20 protein-coding genes are annotated in these 23,360 nt (G+C 69.8%); all 20 read left to right on the top strand.

Features of this window, described 5'->3' with window-relative positions:
- The first annotated feature begins 10 nt into the window (after window positions 1-10).
- The 20 genes from ACIQI8_RS27495 to ACIQI8_RS27590 all read left to right on the top strand — a co-directional run bounded on the left by ACIQI8_RS27495 (window position 11) and on the right by ACIQI8_RS27590 (window position 23,312).
- Complete coding sequence (locus tag ACIQI8_RS27495) at window positions 11-658, top strand: hypothetical protein (protein WP_402355580.1); 648 nt, start codon at window positions 11-13, stop codon at window positions 656-658.
- Window positions 659-731: 73 nt separating this feature from the next.
- Window positions 732-1,445, top strand: coding sequence for a hypothetical protein (locus ACIQI8_RS27500; RefSeq protein ID WP_402355582.1), 714 nt, complete (start codon window positions 732-734; stop codon window positions 1,443-1,445).
- A 9-nt stretch (window positions 1,446-1,454) separates the two neighbouring features.
- Entirely contained in the window at window positions 1,455-1,919 is a 465-nt protein-coding gene (locus tag ACIQI8_RS27505) for a hypothetical protein (protein WP_402355584.1), read from the top strand.
- Window positions 1,920-1,922: 3 nt separating this feature from the next.
- Window positions 1,923-4,103, top strand: a complete 2,181-nt coding sequence (locus ACIQI8_RS27510) for a hypothetical protein (RefSeq protein ID WP_402355586.1) — start codon at window positions 1,923-1,925, stop codon at window positions 4,101-4,103.
- A 14-nt stretch (window positions 4,104-4,117) separates the two neighbouring features.
- Window positions 4,118-4,438, top strand: a complete 321-nt coding sequence (locus tag ACIQI8_RS27515; protein ID WP_402355588.1) for a hypothetical protein — start codon at window positions 4,118-4,120, stop codon at window positions 4,436-4,438.
- A 17-nt stretch (window positions 4,439-4,455) separates the two neighbouring features.
- Window positions 4,456-4,938 carry a hypothetical protein gene (locus ACIQI8_RS27520; RefSeq protein ID WP_402355590.1) on the top strand — a complete coding sequence of 161 codons (483 nt, stop codon included), beginning with the start codon at window positions 4,456-4,458 and terminating at the stop codon, window positions 4,936-4,938.
- On the top strand, window positions 4,938-5,648 hold the full coding sequence (locus tag ACIQI8_RS27525; RefSeq protein ID WP_402355592.1) for a hypothetical protein: 711 nt from the start codon (window positions 4,938-4,940) through the stop codon (window positions 5,646-5,648). Before ACIQI8_RS27520 ends, ACIQI8_RS27525 begins: the two co-directional genes overlap by 1 nt.
- 20 nt (window positions 5,649-5,668) lie before the next feature.
- A complete protein-coding gene (terL, locus tag ACIQI8_RS27530; protein WP_402355594.1) occupies window positions 5,669-7,345 on the top strand; it encodes a phage terminase large subunit in 1,677 nt (558 codons plus the stop codon).
- Window positions 7,346-7,366: 21 nt separating this feature from the next.
- On the top strand, window positions 7,367-10,726 hold the full coding sequence (locus ACIQI8_RS27535) for a phage portal protein (protein WP_402355596.1): 3,360 nt from the start codon (window positions 7,367-7,369) through the stop codon (window positions 10,724-10,726).
- Window positions 10,727-10,728: 2 nt separating this feature from the next.
- The gene (locus ACIQI8_RS27540) at window positions 10,729-11,130 is read left to right on the top strand and encodes an XkdF-like putative serine protease domain-containing protein (RefSeq protein ID WP_402355597.1); all 402 of its coding nucleotides are present in this window, start codon (window positions 10,729-10,731) and stop codon (window positions 11,128-11,130) included.
- Between the two features lie 2 nt (window positions 11,131-11,132).
- Window positions 11,133-12,785, top strand: coding sequence for a hypothetical protein (locus ACIQI8_RS27545; protein WP_402355599.1), 1,653 nt, complete (start codon window positions 11,133-11,135; stop codon window positions 12,783-12,785).
- 91 nt (window positions 12,786-12,876) lie between these two features.
- Entirely contained in the window at window positions 12,877-14,358 is a 1,482-nt protein-coding gene (locus ACIQI8_RS27550) for a hypothetical protein (protein WP_402355601.1), read from the top strand.
- A gap of 84 nt (window positions 14,359-14,442) precedes the next feature.
- On the top strand, window positions 14,443-14,934 hold the full coding sequence (locus ACIQI8_RS27555) for a hypothetical protein (RefSeq protein ID WP_402355603.1): 492 nt from the start codon (window positions 14,443-14,445) through the stop codon (window positions 14,932-14,934).
- Between the two features lie 25 nt (window positions 14,935-14,959).
- Window positions 14,960-15,799, top strand: coding sequence for a hypothetical protein (locus ACIQI8_RS27560; RefSeq protein WP_402355605.1), 840 nt, complete (start codon window positions 14,960-14,962; stop codon window positions 15,797-15,799).
- A gap of 3 nt (window positions 15,800-15,802) precedes the next feature.
- On the top strand, window positions 15,803-16,336 hold the full coding sequence (locus tag ACIQI8_RS27565) for a hypothetical protein (RefSeq protein ID WP_402355607.1): 534 nt from the start codon (window positions 15,803-15,805) through the stop codon (window positions 16,334-16,336).
- A gap of 67 nt (window positions 16,337-16,403) precedes the next feature.
- Window positions 16,404-16,811, top strand: coding sequence for a hypothetical protein (locus tag ACIQI8_RS27570; RefSeq protein ID WP_402355609.1), 408 nt, complete (start codon window positions 16,404-16,406; stop codon window positions 16,809-16,811).
- A gap of 4 nt (window positions 16,812-16,815) precedes the next feature.
- On the top strand, window positions 16,816-18,063 hold the full coding sequence (locus ACIQI8_RS27575) for a phage tail tube protein (RefSeq protein ID WP_402355611.1): 1,248 nt from the start codon (window positions 16,816-16,818) through the stop codon (window positions 18,061-18,063).
- Window positions 18,064-18,116: 53 nt separating this feature from the next.
- On the top strand, window positions 18,117-18,476 hold the full coding sequence (locus ACIQI8_RS27580) for a hypothetical protein (RefSeq protein WP_402355613.1): 360 nt from the start codon (window positions 18,117-18,119) through the stop codon (window positions 18,474-18,476).
- 248 nt (window positions 18,477-18,724) lie between these two features.
- Window positions 18,725-19,177 carry a hypothetical protein gene (locus ACIQI8_RS27585; protein WP_402355615.1) on the top strand — a complete coding sequence of 151 codons (453 nt, stop codon included), beginning with the start codon at window positions 18,725-18,727 and terminating at the stop codon, window positions 19,175-19,177.
- 142 nt (window positions 19,178-19,319) lie between these two features.
- On the top strand, window positions 19,320-23,312 hold the full coding sequence (locus tag ACIQI8_RS27590; protein ID WP_402355617.1) for a phage tail tape measure protein: 3,993 nt from the start codon (window positions 19,320-19,322) through the stop codon (window positions 23,310-23,312).
- The last annotated feature ends 48 nt before the right edge of the window (window positions 23,313-23,360 follow it).

The following is a 23,360-nucleotide window of genomic DNA, read 5'->3' on the forward strand; positions in this document are numbered from 1 at the left end:
ACAGGAGGACATGATGGGGGCAGTCGTCACCGCCAAGGGGCGGGAGATCATCGCGGGCCGGATGCGCGGCAGTTCGCCGACGCAGGCCGAACCGCTCAACCTCGCCTGGGGCAACAACCCCGCCGGCCTCACCGCGGCGGTCCCCGACGTCGGCCTGTTCAAGGAGGCTGCGGAGTCGCGGGTGGCGGGGACGTCGTCCGTCGTGACGACGACGACCCCGAACGACACCTACCAGGTGGTGGGGACCTTCACGTCGGGCTCCACGCAGTCGATCGCCGAAGTAGCCCTGTCCGACAGCGCGTCCAAGCCGACCGCGGTCGACACGGTCCAGGGCGGATCCGGTGTCATCGGCTCCAACTCGTCGACCAACCTGGTCGTCGCCAACGGCGCGAACTTCTCGGTCAACCAGTACATCCAGATCCGCACCGAGATCCTCAAGATCACGGCGATCTCGACGAACACGCTGACGGTGACGCGTGCGCAGAACGGCTCCACGGCGATCTCCACCATCGCCTCGGGCGACACTGTGACCGGCGGCAACATCCCCGGCGTCTCCAACGTCACCAACGGGTCGCTGTACTTCCACGCGGACCACGGCGCCCAGAACCTCGCGTCCGGGGATCAGGTCTCCTACACCCTCACCGTCAAGCACACCTGAGCCCCACAGCCCGGGACGAGCCAGCCCCGGGCGCATGCCGTACCCCCTCGATGTGAGGCAGTGAGGGGGCCGGATGTCGATCTCCCACGTCGCCACAGCAAGTGCGGTCACCTCGACCCCCACCGCGACGAGCCTGGCCTGCAACGTCCCTGCGGGGACAGCCGACACCGACGTGATGATCATGCTCGTGTCGCGGGCATCGGGCACGGCCACGGTCACCACGCCCTCCGGCTGGACCGTGATTCCGAACTTCCCGGTCACGAACTCCAACGGGACCGCCCTCGCCGGCTTCTACCGCGTCGCCTCCAGCGAGCCCGCCTCCTACACGGTGGCCTTCTCCACCGGCAAGGCCATCATCGCGATCTCCAGCTACCGGGGCGTCGACAACACCACCCCGATCCATCAGAGCGCGGCAGCCGCCGACACCACGACCCGGGCAGCGCACACGAGCCCGTCGGTGACGACGACGCTGGCCAACTGCTGGATCGTCGCCGGGTACGTCGACCGCGGCAGCATCACCGCCTCGACCTGGTCCACCCCGAGCGGGCTGACGTCCCGCTCCGGAAGCCTGGTCGCGACCGGCACGAACAACAACAGCCTCGCGACGTTCGACACGAACTCGGACCAGCCCACAGGTAGTTACAGCTACTCCAGCACCGCCTCCGGCTCCACCAACACCGCAACCATGTGCACGGTCGCACTCGCACCCGCCCCGCCGGCAGCCGCCGCGCCCCAGGCCATTCCCGTATGCGTCCGCCAGGCCGTCATGCGCGCTGCACTCAGATAGGGGACACCCGTGCCGGGCAACTACGACTACACCGTCACCACCGCGAAGATCACGCTGACCGCATCGGCGACCAAGAGCCTGATCCTCCTGGCCCCCGGCACACCCGGCCTGCGCCTGACCGAACTCGGCGTCAGCTTCGACGGGTCCACTGCACAGCAGGGCGTCCAGATCGACCTCTACCGCGTAGCCACCATGGGCTCCCCAACTGGCAGCAGTACGACGCCGGCGAAGATGACCGACGACAACGCACCAGCGGCGACCGCAACCGCGCTGACCGCGCTGACCGCGGAGCCGACTGCGGTGACCATCCTCCGCTCGTGGATGGTCAGCCCGTTCGGAGGACTCCTGGCCATGCAGGAGGTCCTCGACCGCGAAGTCGGCGCGATCACCTCCGGCGCCAGAATCGGCCTGCGCTACACCACAGCCGCCTCCGTCACCCCAGGCTGCGTCGCCTACCTCGGCTTCACGGAGTAGCGGGTGGCGCGCTTCGGGCGCGGCCGGCCCCCCGCGCCGATCACCATCCATCCCGTCCAGATCACCGGCCCCTCGGTCTACAACATCAGCGCCGCGGCCACCGCCACGGCGACCGCCGGCACCGGCCGCGCAACGGCACTACCACGGACCGCACTCCTGGCCACCACCGCGGCGGTCGTGCGTCTGACCGTACTGGCCGCACTCACCGCGCTCCTGCCGTCCACCGCAGGAACCGGCCGGGCGACCAGCCTGCTCCGCACCACCACCGTCACCCCCGCCAACTCCGTCGGGCGGCTCGGTGTCCTGGGCCGTTCCGCCACCATCAACAGCGTTCCGGGAGCGAGCCGTTCGGTGCAGCTGGTCCGCGCGGCCACCGTCGTCACGCTGGCCACTGCCAGCCGCCTCATGGCCGTGACCGCCGCTGCCATGAACACGACCACGGCGATCTGCCGGCGCGCCGCCACCGTCGCGCGCGGGACCACCTCGTCGACCACCGCCGGGGCGTCACGGGCCAGCGCCCTGTCCGCGCTCCGCGCCACCGTCCCGACCAGTGCCGGCGGCCAGCGCCGCGCAGCCCTCACTTCCTCGAGCACGCTCACCGCATCCGGGACCGTCTCGCTCGGGCACCTCGTCTCCCTGACCGTGCAGGCCACGATCGCCGTCGCCTCCAGCATCGCCCGTACGGCCGGACTCCAGCGCCCCGGCAGCGTGCTCGTCACCGGCGGCCGGACCTCCCTGGGCGTACTGGCCCGCGCCGCTGTCACCGTCGTCACGCCGGCCAACGCCCGGGCCGCAGGCCTTGCCCGTACGGCAGGCATCACGCTGTCCACTGCCGTGACCCGGGCGGCGACGCTGGCCCGGGCCGCAACGGCCGTGACGTCGTCCGCCTGCTCCAGGAGCATCGTGCTCGCCCGCTCCTGCACCGCGACCGTCGCCTCCGGCGCCCGCCGCACGATGCACGCCCTCCTCACCACGACCGCGATCACCGGCAGCACCGTCCAGCGACACAACGGCCTGGCGCGCGGCACGGCCACCGTGGCCAGCGGCGGCACACTGCGCGGCAGCTTCCTGGCCCGCACCGCCACCGCCGTACTGACCGGCACGACCGCGCGGGGACAGGCCTTCCTCCAGGCCCTCGCCGCGACGGTCACCACCACCGCGGCGGTGAGCATCGGGCAGATCGCGCACGGCGTCATCCTCGCCGCGACCCTCGCCACCACCAGCACGCTCGCCCGGGCCACCGCCCTGCGCACGACCACCACCGCGGCCCTGACCAGCAGCCTGCGCAGAGCAGGAGCCCTCACAGCCCCTGCGCTATTGGTCGTTCAGGGCACAGCCGCCCGAACGGGCAACCTGGCGAGCGTTGCGGTCCTGACCGTGACCGCCGGCGCGCGGCGCACCGCCGCACTGCCACGCGCGGCAGTGGCGGCCACGAGCGGCGCGGCCCGACGGATCATCAGCATCGGCCGATCCGCAGTGGCCTCCGCCGACGCCCAACTCGTCCGCATCCCGCACCTGTACGCAGCGGCCACCACCGCCTGTACGGCTTCCGTCGGCCGACGCCTCGAGGCCGCGCGCTCCGCGGCCGTAGCTACTGCGGGGGGAGCGCGGCGCCTGATCGGGCAGGCTGCTGCGTCCACGCTGGGCACGAGCGCGTCCGCCGTCATCCAGGGCGCTGCCCGGGTCACGCTCCAAGCCGCCTTGGGCCTCAACGCCTCGGCCAGCCGGCGGCTCGCCCTCGCCCGCACAGGGGCCCTGGCCGTGACCGCCGACGGGCGGCGCCTGATCAGTAAGACCAGCGCCGCGACCACCAGCGCGAGCGCAGCGGTCCGGGCGGTGCCGGGGCTCGTCCTGCACGCGGCACTGTCCGCCAGCGCCTCGCTCAGCCGCTGGAGCAGCCTCCACCGCACAGCGAGCGTCGCGCTGGCACGTCAGGCCCGACGCCGAACCGCGGTCGTCCACGCGGCCGTTGTCCAGGCTGTGGCGGACGCGGTCAGCGGGCGCCACTTCGAGATGGCACTGGAGGCCCTCGCCGGGCTGGCCGGGGTGGTGACGGCCGTACGCGGCAACCTGCGCCGACTCGTCGCCACCGCGACCGGCCCGTTCAGCCGCTGGCAGACCAGCCAGGGCACCCGGCGCTGGCGCTCCTGGCTGACGGGCTCTCGCTGGAACGCCGACGAGTAGAAGGGGGCGCCGGGGTGCAGACGATCGACCGCGACAGCAAGGAGTACGTCGGCGCCGAGGTGACCGCCACGGTCCAAGGCCAGCCCTACAACCCCACGAGCGATCCGGTCGAGTTCGCCTTCACCGCCATCGGCGGCAGACCGGTCACCTGGTACGAGGGTGGCTGGGACGGCCAGAACCCTATCCCCGGCTCGAACAGCTACCGGGCGCAGGCCCTCGTCGGCCCCGGCAGCTCCGGCCCCACCCTCGCCAAGGGGAAGTACGCGGTCTTCATCCGCATCACCGACAACCCCGAGCAGCCCATCATCCCGGTCGGGCAGCTCACCGTGACCTGACAGAACGGAGGACCGGCGTGGACACCCTCACCTCGCCCGACCCCGACCCGATCCACCCCGCCACCGCCGCGCTTCCACCCGCAGTCGCAGAGCCAGCCGACCCACCGGTCCTGCCGGCGGGACCGGCCTGCGCTCTGTGCGCCGGGCCGCACTCGGTGATGTGGCAGCGCCGCCCCACCGACGACGAGCTCTCGGAGATCCGGAAGACCGAGGAGAAGCGGCGCGTTCAGGCGCTCAAGCTCGCCGACATGCAGCAACCGGCCCCGGTTTTCCCGCCGTTGCCGACTGCCGGGGACGTCCTGCGGGCCGTGTACGCCTGCGCCGCGCACGCCATCAGTCTCGACAGCGCGACCCTCATCCATCTGAGCAGCTGCACCGCGCCCAACGAGGCAGACCTGCCCGGCTGCGATTGCACCCCCGAAGTCCTCCCTAAGGCGCCCCTGGAGGACGAGGTACCGAGAGTCCGGCTTCCGGAGCACTGGCTGTCGGCAGGTGTGTGATGGCCAACCGCACCGGGAACTTGGCCGAACCCACCGAGAGGCGCCGCTGCACCGCCCACAAGAAGGGCAAGGACGGCGCGAAGGGCGACCGCTGCCGCGCATGGGCCCTCAAGGGGCAGACCGTGTGCCGCGTCCACGGCGGCAGCGCCCCGCAAAACCTGGAGGCCGGCCGTCGACGCGTCGCCGAGGAACGGGCCCTCCAACTCGTTGAGACCTACGGCCGGAGAGTCGAGACGACGGCCGCCGAGGCACTCCTCGAAGAGGTGCAGTGGACGGCCGGCCACGTTGCGTGGCTCCGCGACCGCGTCCAGGAGATTGAGGCCCAGGCCGCCGCTGACTCTGACAGCCACGACGAGGAAGCGGACGGCGCCGACGAGGAGGCGTACGGCCGCGGCCGTCGACGGGAGTCCTCGCTCGTCTGGGGCGTCACGCGCCAGAAAATCGGCGGCGACGACCGCGGTACGACCTGGGAGACCGCCCCGAACATCTTTCTGCGTCTCTACCAGGCCGAGCGCACCCACCTGGTCAAGGTGTGCGCGGCGGCGATCAGTGCGGGCATCGAGGAGCGCAAGGTCCGCATGGCCGAACAGCACGGAGCGCTGGTCGCCCAGGTCATCCGCGCGATCCTCGCCGACCTGCAACTCACCAGCGAGCAGCAGGCCCGCGTGCCCGAGGTCGTCCCGCGCCACCTTCGTGCTCTGGCTTCGTGAGCTGAGGGAGGCGGCTGCCCATGGCCGCCACACTCGACTGGGCCGAATACGCCGCCCGCAGCTTCGAGCCCCGACCGGACGCCGACCGCTGGCCAACCCCCGGCGCGCTCGCCAAGGTCGTCGAGCCGGACACGATGCAGACCGCAGCGCTCGACCTGGTCGACGAGGCGGTCGCGTGGGCGTACAGCACGCCCGACTCCCGCCTGATCGTCTCCATGCCTCCGCAGGAGGGGAAGAGCCAGCGGGTCACGAAGACCGGGTCGCTGTGGGCGCTGCACCGCAACCGCGACCTGAAGATCGGGATCGTCTCCTACAACAAGCCGTTGGCGGAGTCCTTTGGCCGGGATATCCGCAACTGGGTCACCACCTACAACGGCGAAGAGGGCAGCCTCGACCTGGGCCTGCGGATCGCGCGGGACAACGGCGCCGCGTCCCGCTGGCAGCTCGCCGGCCACCGTGGCGGCGTCATCTGCGTCGGTCTCAAAGGCTCTCTGACGGGCCGTCGGGTCGATGCACTCGTGATCGACGACCCGTTCGCAGACAAGGAGCAGGCGGACAGCGCGTACTACCGCGACCGCGTCTGGGGCTGGTGGCAGAGCGTCGGATCAACTCGCCTCTCAAGCGGCGCATCCGTGATCGTGATCCTGACCCGGTGGCACGAGGACGACCTCGCCGGCCGCCTCATCGCCGCCGAGGACGGGAGCCGCTGGCGGGTCATCAACATCCCCGCCCTCGCCGACCACGACCCCGCCAAGGGACAGACCGACGCACTCGGCCGTTCGCCGGGGGAGTGGCTCAAGTCGGCCCGAGGCCGCACCACCGCGCAATGGGAAGCCATCCGGATCACAGCGGGTACGAGAGTCTTCAACGCCCTCTACCAGGGGCGCCCGTCGCCCGACTCCGGTGATGTGTGGCAACGCCAGTGGTGGCGCCGGTACAGCGTGCCGCTGTGGTCCCAGCACCCGACCGTCCCCGGGGCCTACCGGGTCGAGGAGTCCGATGGACTGATCATGTCGTGGGACATGGCCTTCAAGGACACCAAGAGCTCGGACTTCGTTGTGGGCCAGGTCTGGGCGAGGCGAGGCGCCAATGTCTACCTCCTCGACCAGGTCCGCAAGCGCCTCACCTTCACGGAGACGCTGACGGCGTTCAAGGCGATGGTGGCGCGCTGGCCCCAGGCCACGGCCAAGTTGGTCGAGGACAAGGCCAACGGGACCGCGGTCATCAACACGCTCAAGTCGAAGATCCCCGGGATCGTCGAGGTCACACCGACCGAGAGCAAGTACGCCCGGGCCAACGCGGTCGCTCCGGTGATCGAGGCTGGCAATGTCTTCCTGCCGACGGGGGAGATCGCCCTGTTCGAGCCCGACGAGCTTGTCAACGAGGCCGCGGAGTTCCCCAATGGGGCTCACGACGACCAGGTCGACGCCACCAGCCAGGCGCTCGCGCAGCTCCTCCTCGATGGGACCGGCGCCCAGGCCTGGATCGACTACGTCAACCGGCTCGCCGCGAATGCCGCCGAGGCCCGCGCCCGCGCCGCCGAGCCGTATCAACCGCAGGCGCACGCCGCCTCGAGCCTGCCCGAAGCCGAGTCCATCGACGAGACCGGATCCACAGCGCCGACGGCAGAGTCCGAGGATCCAGTCGCCCTCCGTAAGCGGCTACGTGACCAGGCATTCCGCAATCAGAACCGATAGAACAACAGGGGGTGTCCTGGCGTGAGTTGGCGCTCCCGACTGGCCAAGGTCTTCGGCGGCCGTGAACCGGCCGCGATGCAGGAAGCAGAAGTCGCGGCCGGCATGACGTCGCAGACGACGTTCTCACCGGGCACGCCGATCGCCCCGTACGACGGCTACTCCCGCCAGCCCCGCCAGTTCGACTTCAACACCGGCTACAACATCGCCGCCCGCCCGAAGTCGAATGAGCGCGTCAGCTTCGACACGCTCCGCGGACTCGTCGAGGCGTACGACGTCGCGCAGATGTGCATCTGGCACCGCATCGACTCCATCCGGGCCCTGGACTGGGCGCTCGTTCCCGCACGCGGTTTCACCGGGGACGCCACGGACGCGATCAAGATCGGCATGCAGGTCCTGCGGAAGCCGGACCGGCAGACGCCGTTTCCCGGATGGCTGGCGAAGTGGCTGTACGACGTCCTCGCCTACGACGCGGGCACCTTGTACCGGCGCCGCAACCGCGGTGGCCGAGTCATCGGGCTGAGTGTGGTCGACGGGACGACGATCGCCCCGCTGCTGGACTACTGGGGCAACAGCCCGGAAGAGCCGGCCGAGGCCTACGTGCAGTACGTCAACGGGCTGGCCTGGAACTGGCTCACCCGCGGCGACCTCATCTACGAGCCCTTCCGGCCGCGGACCAACTCCCCGTACGGGCAGGCTCCGCTCGAGACGATCCTCCTCAACGCGAACACGGACCTCCGGTTCCAGGTCCACTTCCTCCAGCGGTTCACCGAGGGCAACATCCCCCAGGCACTCGCCGGCGCGCCGGAGAACTGGACGCCAGATCAGATCGCCCAGTTCCAGGCAGGCTGGGACGCGCTCATGCAGGGCAACCAGGAGATCCAGTCGCAGATCCGGTGGATCCCGGGCGGCGGGAAGATCGCCTGGTCGAACGAGCGAGACTTCGACGACTCCTTCAGCCTGTTCCTGATGCGCAAGACCTGCGCCTCCTACCACATCGTCCCCAGCGACCTGGGGTTCACGGAGTCCGTCAACAAGAGCAGCGGCGAGACTCAGGCTGACGTCCAGCACCGCGTCGGCGACCTCCCGCTCGTCGCATACATCGAGGGCGTCCTCACCTCGTTCCTCCGCGACGACCTCGAGCTGCCCGTCGAGTTCGCCTTCGACACCGGCCAGGAGAAGGAGGACCGCCTCCAGCTCGCCCAGACCTGGCAGATCTACATCGAGTCCGGCATGGCGAGCGCCGACGAGGGCCGCAAGGAACTCGTCGGCCTGCCCGTCGACCCGCGCCGGCCCACCCCCCGGTTCTACGCCTCCCGCTCGGGCCCGGTCCCGCTGCTGGCCATCGAAGGCATCGCGGGGAAGATCGACCCCGACACCTATGCCCCGGCAGAGGACCAGCCGGTCGTGCCCCAGCCCTACGTCGCCGCCCCCGGCGTCGTGCCGCGGCCGGGTACGACGGACGCCGCCAACGCGCGTACGGCCGAGGACGCCTACCAGCAGCAGCTCCGCCAGGCGGTCACCGACGACGGACTCGTGAAGGAAGCCCCGGCCGGCGCGACCTCGGGCATTACCGCGGAAACCGGGATCCACGGCGTCGACCTCGCCGGCCGTGCCCAGCGGACCGGCAACGATGAGGACGACGAGCCGGCCGGCCAGAACGATCCGGACCACGAGGCGCTGCTGAAGCGGGAGATGGCGGCGTTCCGCCGTTTCCGCCAGGCCCGGCGTCGCAGTGGCGTGTGGCGTGACTTCCAGTTCCGCACCGTGAACACGGTCACCGCACACCGCCTCAACGACGCCGGCCGACTCGCCGTCCGCAAGGTCGCCGGTGAAGTCGCGGTCGCCGGCCTCGCCGTGCGCGCGACGGACACCGGCCGCGTCCTGATGCTCCAACGCGGCCTCGACCCCGCCGATCCCGCAGCGGGCAGCTGGGAGTTCCCCGGCGGCCACCTGGAGGAGGACGAGACCCCGCTCGCCGCCGCATGCCGGGAGTGGTCCGAGGAGACCGGCATCGTCCTTCCCTACGCCCCGGAGACCGCCGCCCGGCTCGCGTTCGGTACGGCTCCGACGTGGACGCACGGCATCTACCAGGGCTTCGTCTACGACATCCCCGCCGAAGCGGCCCTGGACCTGAACTGCCGGGACCAGGTCACCAACCCGGACGACCCTGACGGCGACTGCGTGGAGAGCATCGCCTGGTGGGACCCCGCCCAGATGCCCGGGAACACGGCGCTGCGCTCCGAACTCGCCGACAGCCTAAATGCGGTGATGCGGCTGCTCGTACCGTGCCCCTGCTGCTCGGGCAGCGGCGAGCACAGCAACGGCTGCGAGTGCCTGCACTGCGACGCCTCCGGTCAGTCCACCGGGGGCAGCGGTCCGGTGCCGTGCGAGGGCGCCCTGGACGGGGTCACCATCACCCCGGACGGGATCTACGAGGCGCCGTGCCCATGCGGCTGGCAGGCGGTCTACGACCCGATGGACGGCTGGCAGCACGTCGATGGCTCACACGGCCACGACGACGGCGAGAGCGTCAGCGACAAGATGACGGGTGTCGCCAAGGCCGCCAGCGGCGGCGGCAGTCAGGACGACGATGCTCATGACTCGGCAGCGGACTGGCCAGGCTGGAGCATGGACCGGGCCGCCGTCGCACACTGGGCCCCGCTGATCGCCGCAGCGTTCGAAGCCGGAGCCGACCCCGTCGCTCTTTCCAACGAGTGGATGAACACGGCTCCCGCCGCCGGCGACAGCGAGCACCTGGACGAACTCGCCCGGGTCTGGCTGAACTCGCAGCCCGTCAACCTCCCCGCGTCCATCCAGCAGACGATGGACGACCTCTACCGCGACGGCTTCGTCATCGGCCACTCCTCGGCCGAATCCGTCCTCCTCGGCCGCCCGGTCGACTGGAGCAACTGGCGCCCGGGCGACGTCGAAGCCGCACGCCTGCTGATGGGCCGCAACGCCGACGGCGGAGGCCTGGACGCGCTCCTGTCGGACCGGGGCCTCATCATCCGCTCCATCGCGAACACCCGCCTCAACGAACTCGGCCGCGCACTGGCCCGCGGCGCCGCCCGCGGTGACAGCGCTGACACCATCGCCCGCAACATCAGCAGCCTCCTCTCCGACCCGGCACGGGCCGAGATGATCGCCACGACGGAGCTGGCGCGCGCGATCTCCGCAGCGTCCGTGTCCACCTACCGCGTCAACGGCATCGACCTCGTCGAGTGGATCACCGCCGTCGACGAGCGGGTGTGCCCCCTGTGCTTCACAAACTCCGAAGCCGGACCGACCCGTCTCGAAGCCGAGTTCCCCTCCGGGGTCTACATGCCGCCGGCGCACCCCTTCTGCCGTTGCGCCCTCTCACCCGTCACAGCAGGAAGGTGACCGTGACCGCACCCGAGCAGCGCTACGTCCTGGGCGTGGCCTATCAGGCAGGACCGGATCCTCGGATCCAGCGGGGCATGGACGGTGCCCGCGATTACATCACCGCCGACGAACTGGAGAAGGCAGCCTGGGGGTTCCTGCCGTCCGGCGCCCAGGTCGGCCTCTTCCACGGCCCCGACGACACCGTCGGCCACGCCACCGTCGTCGAGTCCTACATCTGGCGTGCCGACCCCTGGGATCTGGGTGACGGCGTCGTCGTCCGCAAGGGCGACTGGCTCATCGGCGCGATCCTCGACGAGGTCGCCTGGGGCCTGTTCAAGTCCGGCCGGGTCACCGGCTGGTCACCGCAGGGCTCAGCGCGCCGGCGCCCGGCGCAGCCCGCCGATTCCCGCGCGCAGGAGTGACCATGACGACCCCACCCCAAGACGCCGACGGCTTCACCGAGATCGTCGACGCGCACATCCCGCGCGTCGACCTCGTGGACAAGGCCGCCAACGGCACGCGCTTCCTGATCGCCAAGCAGCAGGCAGGCGAGAGAGGGCTGTTCAGCCCCGAATACGTCCGCACGCTGCTGGCCAAGTCCGACACCCCACCCGCAGCAGACGAGGAGTTGGTGACGATGACGGCGAGCCCCGCCGCGATCGCCAAGATGATCCACGGTGCCGCCGTCCGCGCCGAACCCGCGGCGCCGGACCAGGTCTCCAAGGACACCGCCGAGGCGTCCTCGCCGGGCGACCTTGACCCCACCGTGGCGCTGGCCGAGCCCGAGGAGACCGCCCCCGGTGATCCCAACGTGCCCGGCTCGCCCGCCTGGGAAGCCGTCGACGCCGCCACCGCCACGAAGTGGACGGCCATCCTCGCCAGGGCGCGCCGCGCCCTCGACGTCCTCGTGGAGCGCGAACTCCTCGAGCCGGCCGCCGGCTGCCCGGACGATTACGACAACGTCATGGACCTCGGGGACGGCGCGTGTGCCATCGACTACGCGATCAGCCTGCTCGCCCCGTTCGCCGTCGCCGAGCAGGCCGACGCGCTGACCCGCGACGACCGTCTCGCCGCCGTGGGCAAGGCCCTTGCCGACTGGGACGCGGCCCCGCTCGACACGATCGAGGCCCTCACGCAGGTCAGGAAAGCGGGCCGCGTCCTGTCCCAGGCCAACGAGAACGCGATCCGCGGCGCCGTCGACAGCCTCCAGAAGGTCCTCGCGTCGCTGCCGGCCGCGCCCCCCGCACCGGACGATGAGCCGGTCACCAAGCAGGAGACGACGATGACCACCCCCACCACCTCCTCGGCCACCGACACTGTCGCCGCGGCCGGCACCCAGACGTCCCCCCAGGCCGCCGACGGCGTCACCAAGACCGAAGCCCCTCAGGCATCCACCGCGCCCGCTCCGGCAGTTGCCGTCCAGGCGCCGGTCGAGAAGGCGAAGGACCCGCAGGTCGCCGTCTACGACAAGCAGGGAAAGCTCGTCGGCATCGTCGACTCCGGCGACATCACGATGATCGCCGACGCCGAGCCCGAGACCCCCGCAACCCCGGACGCGCCCGCCGCGCCCGAGGCCCCCGAGACCACCGACCTCACCCCGGCGCCCGCCGCCGAGGTCGGCACCCCCAGCGACGCCGTCGAGGACGACGACATCGCCAAGACCACCCCGACCCCCCAGAACGCCTCCGGAACCGACGACCTGCTTAAGCGCAGCGACGTCGAGACCATGATCAAGGCAGCCCTCGACGAGCAGCGCGCCGGCCAGACCGAACTCCTCACCCAGCAGGGAGAGAAGATCGGTGAGCTGACGAAGAGCGTCGAGTCGCTGACAGGACTGGTCAAGACGCTGGAAGAGCAGCCCGCACCCCCGCGCGTGTTCACCCAGGGCGCCGGCCCGCAGCCCACCGCCCTGCGCGGCCAGGACCGCGGAGCCCCCGTCGCCGTCGCCCAGGACACCCAGCTCAAGAAGAGCCTGTACGGAGCCGCCGACGCCGGCGCGCAGAACAAGATCGCCACCGACATGCAGGAACTGGCCATCGCCCAGCTTTCCCAGATCCACCAGGGCAACGCCAGCTGACCGCACGGGCCGACGGCCCCTCCCACACCACCAGAAGCCCCGCCACGCACCGCGCACCGCGGGGCTTTCGCATGCGCAGAAAAGAGCCAGCATGAACACCATGCAGGGCGTCACGGAAGAGACGCTCGCCGGCCTGGACGCCATCCAGAAGGCCCAGACCACCGGCATCCTCACCGGAACCGGCATCTACAGCTACGACCTGTCCGGCCTCGTCAACCTCATCCCGGTCGTCACACCGTTCCGCGACGTCGTCGCCCGCCGCGCATCGCCGGACGGTAACCCGTACGCGGTGTGGCGCGCGTTCATGAACGCGACCAACAGCCAGCCGGACCCGGCCATGGGCTTCGACTACGCCGCCCCTGAAACGATCTTCTCGGAGCAGGACTTCCAGGCCCGCTACAAGCCGACAGGCTACGCAGGCCTCGTCACCCAGGACGCCTACGACCTGGCCAAGGGCTACGGCGACCCCTACGCCATGGCCACCTTCCAGGTCCTCAACCAGGTCCTCATCGGTGACGACCGCAAGCTGATCGGCGGCCAAAGCTTCGCGCTCGCCCGGCCGTCCGCCCCGACCCTGACCCAGTCGGCCTCCGGCGGCACCATCGGCGCCGTCCAGGTCTACGTCGGCGTCGCCGCGCGCACCGGGTCCGGCTACTACTACGCGTCGGGCAACAGCCGCGGAAACTCGGCCACCACGACCTTCGGATCCGGCACCACGAACAAGGTCATCGCCACGGTCCCGAGCGTGAGGGGAGCCGTCGCCTACGACTGGTTCTACAGCGCGAACGGCACGACCTGGTACTACTACACCACCACCACGACGAACACGGTCTCGATCACCGCGACCATCAGCTCCAACAACGCGGTGCCGACCGGCACAGCGCTTCCGGACATCAACACGACCGTCCCGACGTTCAACGCGGCGGCCGACAACGGATCCGGAAACGCCGCCGACTACGACGGCTTCCTCGCGTCGCTGGCGGGCGACTACAACGGCGTCGGCCAGTGGGTCCAGCCCGGCACCGGCACCGCCAACCCGTCCGTCAACAGCTCCCTCGACGGCGCCCCGCTCACCCTCGCGGGCGGCAACGTCGCCGAGATCCAGGACCGGCTCTTCCTGCCGATCTGGCAGGCGATCAAGTCGTCCCCCACCGCGCTGATGATGAACGCGGTCCACGCGCAGGAGATCGCGAACCTGATCCTCGGGTCGACCAGCGCGACCACCTTCCTCAACACCGACTCCAACGGCCGCATCAACGTGACGGCCGGCGGCCGGGTCGGCCACGTCGTGAACGCACCCGCCGGCGGCGTGACCGTGCCGATCGAGGTCCACGTCTCCCTGCCCCCGGGCACGATCCTCGCCCGCACCGACCGGGTGCCGTTCCCGCAGGCCAACATCGACTCCGTCCTGGAGTACAGGGCACTACGCGACACCGCCCAGTTCGACTACGGGATCAGCCGTGTCGCGAACACCCAGGGCGGCGGCCCCCGCAAGGAGTTCGAGATCCGGTCGGTCGGCGCCTTCCTCAACAGGGCCCCGGTCGCCATGGCCAGCCTCCAGAACGTGGCCTGACCCACCCCCGCGCAACCCGGTGCGGGCCCCTGACAGGGGCCCGCACCGGGTCCGCATCCGCCCGCCATCCGAGGAGCAGCAGACATGCGTCTGTACACACGCACGGGCGCCACCGTGCTCGAGGACCCCGACTTCGGCACGTTCAACGCCGACGAGCAGGGGGGCTTTGACTTCCCCAACGAACTCTCCAGCCGACTGCGCGCGTTCCATGTAGAGGGCCGTCCGGTCTGGGAGGACGACATCGAGCGGCAGCAGCGCCTCCTGAACGAGGAGATGGAGCGCCGCAAGGACCCGGCCACCCTTCTCGGTGCCGTGGAGGCGCTGGTGGCCGCTGCGAAGAAGACCGAGACACCTGACGTGCCGCCCACCCCGCCGCCTGGTGCTGACACCAGTACTGCGGGACACGGCAACCAGGCAACCAGCGCCGCTCAGGGCGACGGCCACCCCGACGGCCCCGGCGACGGTGATCCTGGGACGGCCGGTGGAGACCACGGCGACGGTGCCGAGGACGACGCGGCGAAGGCAACGGCGAAGAAGACCGCGGCCAAGAAGACCGCCGCGAAGACCGCAAAGTAGGCGCCCTGTGGCCGGAACGCCCTACGTGAACGCGGCAGAGTTCCGGGTGCACCCGACGTACCTGGCTCTGGACAACCTCGTCCAGGACAACAGCGACCCTGAGGCCCAGACGGCTGAGCTGACCAACGTCCTGCTCATGGCGTCCCATTGGGCCGACGGCGTCTGCAACCAGCCGCTCGGAGCACATGTGGTGACACGGTCTCAGCGGGCCCGCGTCGACCGCGACGGCAACCTCCAGCTGTTCGCCAACCGCTTCCCGGTCCTCGCGGTCTCAGCCGTGGCCTACGGGCCGCGACCCGGTGCGCTCACCAGCACCGTGGAGGACCTGACTGGCGTGTGGACCGAGGTGGACCGCCTGGTCCTCCTGCCCATCGGCGCACCGCGCACGATGTCCGGGCCGGGCCTCTATGCCCGCTGGACGTTCGTCGCCGGCCGCGTCGCCACCCAGGTCGACGCGGCCGCCGTAGCCGGGGCGACCTCTCTCACGGTGACCGATCCGACCGGCATCCTCCCCGGCGCGTCCTACCGGCTGTGGGAGCCCGGAGTCGAGGAGACCGTCACCGTCGCTGGCGACTACGAACCCGCCACGCCCACAACGCCGCCGGAACCGACAACGGTTCCGCTCGCGGCACCGACCGTGAACGACCACCTGGCCGGCTACAGCTTCTCCGGCATGACGGCGGACACCCGGCTCGCGATCATCTCCTACGCCGCGAGCATCCTCCTGCGCCCGGACACGGACGCGGAGAACGAGTTTCCCGACAACAACAGCTCCTCCACCCGCTCCAAGGACTCACGCCCCACTGGGCGCGGCCTGGTGAAGGAAGCCTGCCGCATCCTCATGTCAGACACGGTGGTGAGCTGACCCATGGCGATCACCGAAGTTCTCGACGGCATCTGCCGCTACTTCGGCGGCGACTACGACCCGGCCACACGCACCTACCGCAGCTCACCCGTGTCCGGCGTCGGCGTCGTACGCCGCGGCGCACCCACCGACGACAAGGCCGCGGACTACTTCGTCGGCATGGACCCGGGCACCCGGACGGGCAGCGTCGTCCTGGTGACCATTCCCCGCCAGCACGAACGCCGGGTCGCCGTCGGAGGCGAGCACAGCGGAATGAAGCTGATCGTCTACGACACGATCCTGCGGGTGTTCCTGCGGAGCAACACTCCGTACGCGGAAGACGCCCAGGACGATGCCTACGCGCTGCGCGAAGCCCTCGTTGCCCACATGCGCAAGGACCGGACGCTGGACGGGTGCGTGTTCCAGGCGGGTGAGCACGTCACCGAGGCAGGTGGTGACGGCATCGATGTCGAGTACTCGGAAGCGGCCTCCAAGGCAGGCCTGACCAAGGGCTACTTCGAGATGCGTTTCGCGGCCGTCGAGTACATCGAGGCCTGACCCCTGCCCCTGTCGGCCCCTGCACACGGGGGCCTTTCGTTTGCCCTTCACGAACCGGAGGCCTCGCATGGCCAGGACCACCACCAGCAACACCACCGACCGGCAAGAGGCCGACGAGCCTGCACCGGCAGCCCCTGGGACTCCACCGGCCCAGGGCGCCGACGACAGCGCCACGCTGCCCAGCCCCGAGCCTCCGGCAGAGACCGCAGCCGACAGCGACAGCACCGAACCGGCGCCGGGCGTCTACGAGTACACCCACAGCATCGGATGCGTGTACCCGCACGTCCCGCTCACCTGCCACGCCCACCACCCGGCCGTACCCGCCACAGACACCACCCCGGCCATCCCGGAGCAACTGGCCACGGTCTTCGACTGGCCGGAGGGACCGCCGGCGGACGGGCGCTGGGCCTCCACCCGCAAGAAGCCCAACCAGGCCGCGGACAACGCCGGCGGCCTCCTGAACGGCAAGGAGTAAGCCGGTGCCCACCCCCACCACCTACGCGCCCGCGAAACAGTTCGTAGGCGTGGCCAACGAGGTCACACAGGGCTCGCCCGTCGCGATGACCGCGACCCTCCTCCTCGACAACTTCAAGCCGAAGGACCAGCCCAAGTTCCTCGAGGACAAGGCCTGGCGCGGCGCAATGGCCACCGACTCCTTCGCGCAGATTCCCGGCGTGGCGACGGCTGACCTCGACCTGGGCGGCCCGGTCTTCCTCGATGGCCTGGGCTACCTGCTGCGGAACCTCATGGGCGACCTGTCCGTCACGGGCACGTCCACCGGCTCAGGCGGCACAACGCTGTCCGCGACCGCCAACGCCGGCGCCACGGCCATCTCGACCGTCGCGACGATCCCCAACGGCACCGTGATCCAGATCGGCACCGGCGCCACTGCCGAGGTCTTCACGACCGGCACGCCCACAGGATCAGGCCCGTTCACCATCCCGCTCTCCTCGCCGTCCGGTGGCCTCGTCTACCAGCACGCCTCCGCACAGGCCGTCCAGCCCGTGACCGGGCCGTACACGTACGCCTGGGCGCTCCTCAACTCCGGCACCGGGCAACCGATCAGCCACACCCTGACCCACATGCTGGGACCCACTGGGACGAGCGGCGCACGTCAGTATCCGGGCGCCGTCCTCTCCGAGATGGGCTTCAAGTGGAACTCCGAGTCGGACCTGTTCACGTTCGACGCGAAGGCGACGTCCTGGCCGTCAGTGATCCTCGGATCCGCGCCGACCGCGAACCCCGGAACGGTGGCACCGATCGCATCCTGGCGCATGGCCGTCGGCATCGGAGGACCAGCCGCTGGCGGCACGCTCATCGCGACCGTCACAGACGGCGAGATCAGCCTGAAGCGGGAGATCAACCCCTACTTCACCGGCAACGGCGCCCAGTCGCCGTACATCATCCAGCGCGCTGGCCTGACCGTCGAGGGCAAGCTGAACTTCGTCGCCGCCGACGAATCTCCGCTGCTGTACATGCTCAACAACAGCCAGCCGCAGCTGCAACTGCTCATCTCCAACGGCCTGTCCGGCCTCAACGCAGGCGCGGTGCAGTTCGACTTCGCGAAGGCGGCGTTCGTCGAGGCGGAGCCGGACGGATCGAAGACGGCCGTCGAGTACAGCAACTCCTTCAAGGCCGTGCTCAACACGACGAACGCGGGCGGATCCGGCTCGTTCAGCCCCTGCAAGATCAGCGTTACCTGCAACATCACCCCCGGCACCTACTGACCGGTACCGGCGCGTTCCATCCCCACCCTCACACCCTCACCCAAGGAGTCCCCTTGCCACGTCACGCCCTTCCGTCCGGGAACTGGGTCGAACTCCGCGACCCCGACACTCTCCGCCGCGGCGACAAGAAGAAGGCCCTGGGCCTGGTGCCGATCGACGAGGACATCGAGCTGACCCTCGCCACGGAGATGCAGATGACCGACGGCGTGCTCGTCGTCATGATCTCCTCCTGGTCTTTCGAGTTCCCGGTCAGTCCCGAGTCGATCGCGCTCATGTCCCTGGCCGACGGCAGCGTCCTGGAGGACCTCCCCGAGATTAAGGCCGCACACAAGCTGCTCTTCCCGCAGCAGCCGGAGGCGACCCCGGAGCAGGCGGCTGACCCGGCGTCCCCTACCGAACCCTCCGACGGCTGAAAGGCCTGCTGGAGGACCCGAAGAACCCGGCCGGCCGCGAGAAGCAGAAGCGCTATCCGGAGAGCCGCTGGCATCGCACGCTCGACTACCTGTGGTTTGCCGAGCGCTACCACTGGACCCCCGACCAGGTAGACGCGCTGCCTCTGGAGGTCTTCAACAGCCTCCCCGACCTCGCCGAGATCATCGACGAGATCCACGCGGACGCCCAGGAGAAGGCACAGCGGGACGCGGAGAGGGGGTGAGCCCGCGTGTCCGGAGCCGTACAGATCGTCGGGCTCTCCCAGTTCAACGCCCAGATGATCGCGCTGGAGAGGAGCATCCAGCGCGCCACCCGTATCGCGACCGCCCACGCCGCGCACCTGGCCGAGGCCGCGATCAAGGAAATGCTCACCACGAGTAGCCACCCCAAGGGCACCCCGACACCATCCGCGCCGGGGGATCCGCCCTCGCTCGTGACCGGCACGCTGCGCCGGTCGATCAAGGTGGTCGGGCCCGTGCCCGTCGGCTGGGGCCGGTGGCTCGCCGAGGTCGGCCCAACCGCCGTCTACGGCCGCGTCCAGGAGCTCGGCGGGCCCGCCGGCCGCGGCTCCGAGCTCCCGCCCCGTCCGTACGTCCAGCCCGCGTACGAGCGCCTCGTGACCACCGGTCAGATCTGGACCGTTTACCACCACGCCTGGCGAACCGCCCTCGCCGCCCACTGACCCCCTGAGCATCCCCTGACACCGCGCGCACCCCGGGCGCGCGGTGGACGGGGCTGCTCGCTGTGCCCGGAGGGCGGTTCGCGGTATGAGCGGCGGCGGTGGAGGCGGCGGGGGCCTGTTGCCCCCTGTGGTCGCACGGTTCATGGGCGACATCACCCAGCTCCGGGCCACGATGCGCGAGGCCCGTGCACAGGTCAACGGCACCGCCGCCGGCATGCGCACGGCCGGCGCCACCGTGTTCGCGGGGATGGCCCGGATGGGCCGTTCCGTCAGCCTGATCGGCGCCGGCGCGGCGGTCGCCTCCATGAAAATGGCGGGCGATTTCGAAGCCAACACCATGGTCCTGCACACTGCCGCGGGCGAAACGCTTTCCGGACTGAAAACGGTCCGAAAAGGCATCCTGGATATCGCCAAGGACACGGGTACCGACTGGCACAACCTCACAGAGGGCATGTACCAGGTCGAAAAGGCCGGTATCCGTGGCGCGAACGGCCTGAAAGTCCTCAAGGCTGCGGCACAGGGCGCGCGCGAAGAAAACGCATCGCTGGAATCGGTCACCAACGCGATGACCTCGGTCATGGCCTCATATCACCTGGGCGCGAACAAGAGCGTCCAAGTGATGAACGCCATGAAAACCGCTGCCGGTGAAGGCAAGATGACAATGGAGGAGTTCGCCTCCTCGCTGTCAACTGTCCTCCCGATCGCGTCCGCCAACAAGATTTCCTTCGCTGAGGTCTCCGGCGCACTCGCCACGCTGACGCAGCACGGCACCAGCGCCCGCGAGGGCACACAGGAACTGTCCTCCACGATCCGGTCGCTCGCCTCGCCGAACGCCGTCGCCGTCAAGGAAATGGCCAGGCTGGGCCTCTCGTCGACCGACGTCGCGACCAAGATGAAGGACGTCGACAAGGGCGGCCGCGGCCTCACCGGCACGTTCGACCTGCTGTCCAAGACCGTCCTCGGCAAGATGGGCAAGTCCGGCACAGTCCTGCTGTCGTCCTTCAACAACACGAAGTTCGCCGCGCAGAACATGCGCAAGATGATTTCCCTGATGCCCCCCAAACTCCAGGACCTCGCACACGGACTGGAAAAGGGCAGCCTCACTTCGAACCAGTTCTCCAAGGCGATCGGCAAAATGCCTGCCGATCAGCAGGTTCTCGGCGCGCAGTTCAAAACACTCTTCAAGAACTCACACGGGTTCGCGGACGAGCTGAAAAAGGGCGGCCCGGCAGCGCAGACCTACACCGAAGCCATGCGCAAGATGCTCGGTGGCGCAATCGGCCTCAACACCGCACTGCAGCTCACCGGCGAAAACACCGAGTCCTACAACGAGCGCGTACATAAAGTCCGCGAGTCCTACAACCATGCGACGAAAGACGTCGAGGGCTGGGACGCGACCCAGAAACTCTTCAACGTCCGCCTCGCGAAGGCCAAGCAGGCCATCAGCGTCCTCGCGATCGAGATCGGCACCAAGCTGATCCCGGTCGTGACGAGGGTCGTCGACTGGTTCTCCCGCCACCAGAAGGTGGCCATCGCGCTCGCCAGCGTCATCGGCGGCGTCCTGGCGCTGTCCGTGGTCGCGTACGCCGCCAAGCTCACCATCTCGGCTGCCAGGTCCGTCGGCTCGCTCGCCAAGATGGGAGTCGCCGGCGTCAAGGCCGGCGGCCGTGTGGTCCAGGGATTCCGGTCCGCACAGGTCGCGGGCTCGGCGTTCTCCGGCCGCGCCGGCAGCTTCGGCGGCGCCCTGCGGAAGATGTGGGACGGAGCCGTCAACGGCGCCAAGGCTGCTGGCCGCGCGATGAAGAGCGCCGGCAGCGCAGCAGCGTCGTTCGGCCGCAACGCCGCCCGGTCGATCGGCCGGGCCGGAAAGGCCGCCTGGACCGGGACCATCAACGGGGCCAAGGCGGCCGGCCGGGCGATGCAGAACGCAGGCCGGGCCGCGCTGACCTACGGGCGCAACGCGGCCCTGGCTGCCGGCCGGGCGGGCAAGTCGGCCTGGACCGGTCTCGTGAACGGTGCGAAGAGCGCCGGGCTGGCGATGCGGTCGGCCGCGGTCTCCGCACTGACCCTCGCCAGGAACGTCGGCCGGGCCACGCTCGCCGCGGCCCGGTCCGCGATCGCCTGGACCATCCAGAAGACCAAGCTCATCGCGTCCGCGATCGCGACACGGACCGCTGCCGTAGCGCAGTGGGCCCTGAACGCGGCGATGAGCGCCAACCCGATCATGCTGATCGTCCTGGCCATCGCTGCCCTGGTCGGCGGGCTGATCCTGGCGTACAACAAGATCGGCTGGTTCCGGGACTTCTGCAACGGGGCGTTCAAGGCCATCAGTGACGCCATCGGTTGGGTCGTCAACTTCGTGAAGGCGAACTGGCCGATGCTCCTGGGGCTCCTCACCGGCCCCATCGGCATCGCCGTCGCCTACATCACCACCCACTGGAAGAAGATCAGTTCTGGGTTCTCCTCGGCGTACCACGCCACCGTCAACGTCGGTCGATCGCTGGTCAGTTGGATCAGCGGCCTGCCGGGGCGGGCGAAGTCGGCGCTGTCGTCCCTGGGGACGAAGGTTGCCGCGACGGCACTGGACGCCTGGATCCGCTTCAAGATCGCCACGGTCAAGAAGGCGCTGGAGGCGGTCGCGTGGGTTCGATCCCTGCCCGGGCGGGCCCTGCGCGCACTCGGCAACCTGAAGAACCTTCTCCTGGGCGCCGGCGCCTCCATCATCAGCGGGCTGATCAGCGGCATCAAGTCGAAACTCGGCCCCCTGGGCAGCGTCCTCGGGTCTGTCGGCAGCTTCATCAAGGCCCACAAGGGCCCGCCGTCCTACGACCGGGTAATGCTGCTTCCGGCAGGACAGATGATCGTCCAGGGGCTCGTCACCGGGCTGCGATCCCGGCTCGGGCACGTAGCCTCGGCGGCCACCGGCCTCGGCGCCACACTCCACACCTCGTTCGCCAAACGCCTCGGCATCGCCAGCCCGAGCAAGGTGTTCCGGTCCCTGGGCATCTACATCAACCAGGGCCTGGTCGAAGGCCTCACCGGCAGCACCGCCCGGGTGAAGGCCGCCACGAGGCGGATCGAGACCCTGATCCTCCAGACCCGCAACCGCCTCGTCGACCAGCGCACCAGCAACCGCACCCGGGCCGGTCGGCGCACCAACGCCTGGGTCGCCCAGAAGCTGCGGGCGCTCGCCGGCGTCGAGCGGTACGTGAAGCGGGAAGACCGCGTCATGCGGTCCCTCGCGGCGAAGCGGGACGCGACCGCGAAGAAGCTGAAGGCCGCCCAGAAGACGCTGGCCGACCTCCAGAAGTCGTGGACGTCGAAACGCGACGAAATCGCCTCCAGCGTGATGCAGGGCATGTCGGTAGTCACCGCCTCACCCGACGAAGGCCGCACCGTCAACAGCTTCGACATCGTCGCCAACATGCGCGCCCAGGCGCAGAAGGTCGCCGAGTTCACCCGGAACCTGGCTGCCCTGAAGAAGAAGGGCGTCCGCAGCGATCTGATCGAGCAGATCGCTGCTGCCGGCGTGGAGGGCGGAGGCGACACCGCCCGGGCATACGCGGCGGCCTCGTCGGGCCAGGTCAAGGAGATCAATTCCCTCCAGGCCAGCATGAAGTCGCAGGCCAAGAAGACCGGAACCGTCGTCGCGGACGCGATGTACGGGGCCGGTATCAAAGCCGCGCAAGGCCTGGTCAAGGGCTTGCAGAAGCAGCAGAAGGCCATCGAGAAGCAGATGGTCACGATCGCCAAGAAAATGGCCGCGGCGATCAAACACGCCCTCAAGATCAAATCGCCGTCCCAGGTGTTCGCGGACATCGGCGGCTACATCCCCAAGGGCCTCGCCGTCGGCATCACCAGCGCGGCCCGCCACGCCGTGACCGCCGCCAGGAAACTGTCCGCCCAGGTCACCACCGCCGGAACGGTCAGCCAGGGCGCGTTCTCCGCGAACGCATCCAGCTACCGCATCCCGACGCAGCGAGGCGGCCAATACACGTACGTCGACCGGAGGACCGTCCGGGTCGAGGTCAAGGGGCACGTCATGACCGAGCGCGAGCTCGTGAAGGTCGTCGAGGAGGGCTTCCTCAAGAAGGGGATGCGCAACCCGAAGACCTACCCCAACTACAAGCGCTGAGGGCACCCGCCCGGCGGCACAGAGGGCTGCCCGCCACGTCCCTGCTGC

Source organism: Streptomyces sp. NPDC092369 (assembly GCF_044755245.1).
Taxonomy (GTDB): domain Bacteria; phylum Actinomycetota; class Actinomycetes; order Streptomycetales; family Streptomycetaceae; genus Streptomyces.

Coding starts and splice junctions, on each gene's coding strand:
- ACIQI8_RS27495 (WP_402355580.1), top strand. CDS start 11: ATGATGGGGGCAGTCGTCACCGCCAAGGGGCGGGAGATCATCGCGGGC.
- terL (WP_402355594.1), top strand. CDS start 5,669: ATGGCCGCCACACTCGACTGGGCCGAATACGCCGCCCGCAGCTTCGAG.
- ACIQI8_RS27525 (WP_402355592.1), top strand. CDS start 4,938: ATGGCCAACCGCACCGGGAACTTGGCCGAACCCACCGAGAGGCGCCGC.
- ACIQI8_RS27555 (WP_402355603.1), top strand. CDS start 14,443: ATGCGTCTGTACACACGCACGGGCGCCACCGTGCTCGAGGACCCCGAC.
- ACIQI8_RS27570 (WP_402355609.1), top strand. CDS start 16,404: ATGGCCAGGACCACCACCAGCAACACCACCGACCGGCAAGAGGCCGAC.
- ACIQI8_RS27550 (WP_402355601.1), top strand. CDS start 12,877: ATGAACACCATGCAGGGCGTCACGGAAGAGACGCTCGCCGGCCTGGAC.
- ACIQI8_RS27565 (WP_402355607.1), top strand. CDS start 15,803: ATGGCGATCACCGAAGTTCTCGACGGCATCTGCCGCTACTTCGGCGGC.
- ACIQI8_RS27545 (WP_402355599.1), top strand. CDS start 11,133: ATGACGACCCCACCCCAAGACGCCGACGGCTTCACCGAGATCGTCGAC.
- ACIQI8_RS27500 (WP_402355582.1), top strand. CDS start 732: ATGTCGATCTCCCACGTCGCCACAGCAAGTGCGGTCACCTCGACCCCC.
- ACIQI8_RS27590 (WP_402355617.1), top strand. CDS start 19,320: ATGGGCGACATCACCCAGCTCCGGGCCACGATGCGCGAGGCCCGTGCA.